This window comes from Pallidibacillus pasinlerensis (assembly GCF_009996845.1).
In the GTDB taxonomy this organism is placed as follows: domain Bacteria; phylum Bacillota; class Bacilli; order Bacillales; family Caldibacillaceae; genus Pallidibacillus; species Pallidibacillus pasinlerensis.
The window spans coordinates 1-1,396 of the sequence record NZ_JAACYS010000140.1; the positions used below are offsets into that span (position 1 = coordinate 1).

The 1,396-nt window shown below is 34.3% G+C and carries 2 protein-coding genes; both read left to right on the plus strand.

Translation table 11 applies throughout. The features are described from left to right. The first annotated feature begins 177 nt into the window (after positions 1 to 177). A complete protein-coding gene (locus GW534_RS15830; RefSeq protein WP_161921925.1) occupies positions 178 to 1,176 on the plus strand; it encodes a LacI family DNA-binding transcriptional regulator in 999 nt (332 codons plus the stop codon). Between the two features lie 96 nt (positions 1,177 to 1,272). Continuing rightward, positions 1,273 to 1,396 (plus strand): PTS transporter subunit EIIB (locus tag GW534_RS15835; protein WP_161921926.1); only part of this gene is annotated, 124 nt, incomplete at its 3' end.

Below are 1,396 nucleotides of genomic sequence, written 5' to 3' on the forward strand. Positions count from 1 at the left end.
GAACAAGTCTTTTTTCTTTAATCCCTTAAAAATCAATGATTGTTAACCTATTTAATATAAAAAGTTTTTACAATACGTTTAGGAATATGTTTGGTAAACATTTATTGAGGTTATTAGCAACAATTTTTTAGAAAAGAGCCTAAATAAAAGAGAACTTATTTTTGAGGTGGACTAGGAATGAATAAAACTATTGCAGATATAGCAAAAATTTCGGGAGTTTCCAAAAGCACTGTATCTCGCTATTTAAATGGTGGATCTGTTAGTGAAGCAACAAAAAGAAAAATTGAACTTTCCATTAAAGAAACAGGATATACACCTAATCCTTTTGCACAAAGTTTAAAGGCTAAGAAAACATATTTTATTGGAACGATTGTTCCGCGATTAGATTCCTATGCAGCATCGCATTCTTTAATTGGGATTGATGAACAATTAAAAGAGTTGAATTTTCAATTATTAATATCCAATACGAATCAGCAAATTGAGCGTGAAATTGAAACGATTTATAGCCTTGCTAGTCAAAAAGTTGCGGGAATTATTTTACTTGCTACTCAAATTACACAAGTACATTTAGAGGCATTTGAAAAGGTGAACATCCCGATTCTTCTTGTTGGTCAAGAACATCCTGACGTACATAGTCTGATTCATAATGATTTGGAAGCAGGCTATGCAATTGGAAAATATGTATTAGAGAAAGGGCATCGAAAAATTGCTTACTTAGGTGTTACCGAAAAGGATGTAGCAGTTGGAGTAAGAAGAAAGAAAGGATTTAAAAGGGCAATAGCAGAAGCGGAAGGATGTGAGGTTCGTTATTTTGAAACAGGTTTTAATATGTTTGCTGCTCAACAAAGGGTAACAGAAATGCTAGAAGGATTTCAGCCAACTTGCATTGTGTGTGCAACGGATAATATTGCTCTTGGTGCTTTAAGGGCAGCACAATTAAAAGGATTAAGCATTCCAAAGGATGTTTCTATTACAGGTTTTGGAGGATATGATGTGACAGAAATTATTCACCCAGGGCTAACAACAGTAAAACTGTTTTTTAAAGAGGCTGGAAAGATGGCAGCGCAAAACATTGTAAAGCTTGTCAACGAGGAGTCAGTTCCAAAAAGAACATTATCAAAATATGAAATTATTGAACGAGAAAGCGTTGACACTATTATTCCTAATGACTTATAATCAGATTGGGACCGGTTCCATTTCACAAAGTTTGGAACCGGTTCCTAAATCACAAAAAATGGAACCGGTTCCACTAAATGAATGGGAGAGAAAGCTATGAAGTACGATCAAATCGCAAAAGAAATTTTAGAAGCTCTTGGTGGAAAAGATAATATTTCTGCTGCCGCTCACTGTGCGACACGTTTACGTCTAGTTTTAAATGATGAAAGTAAAATAAATC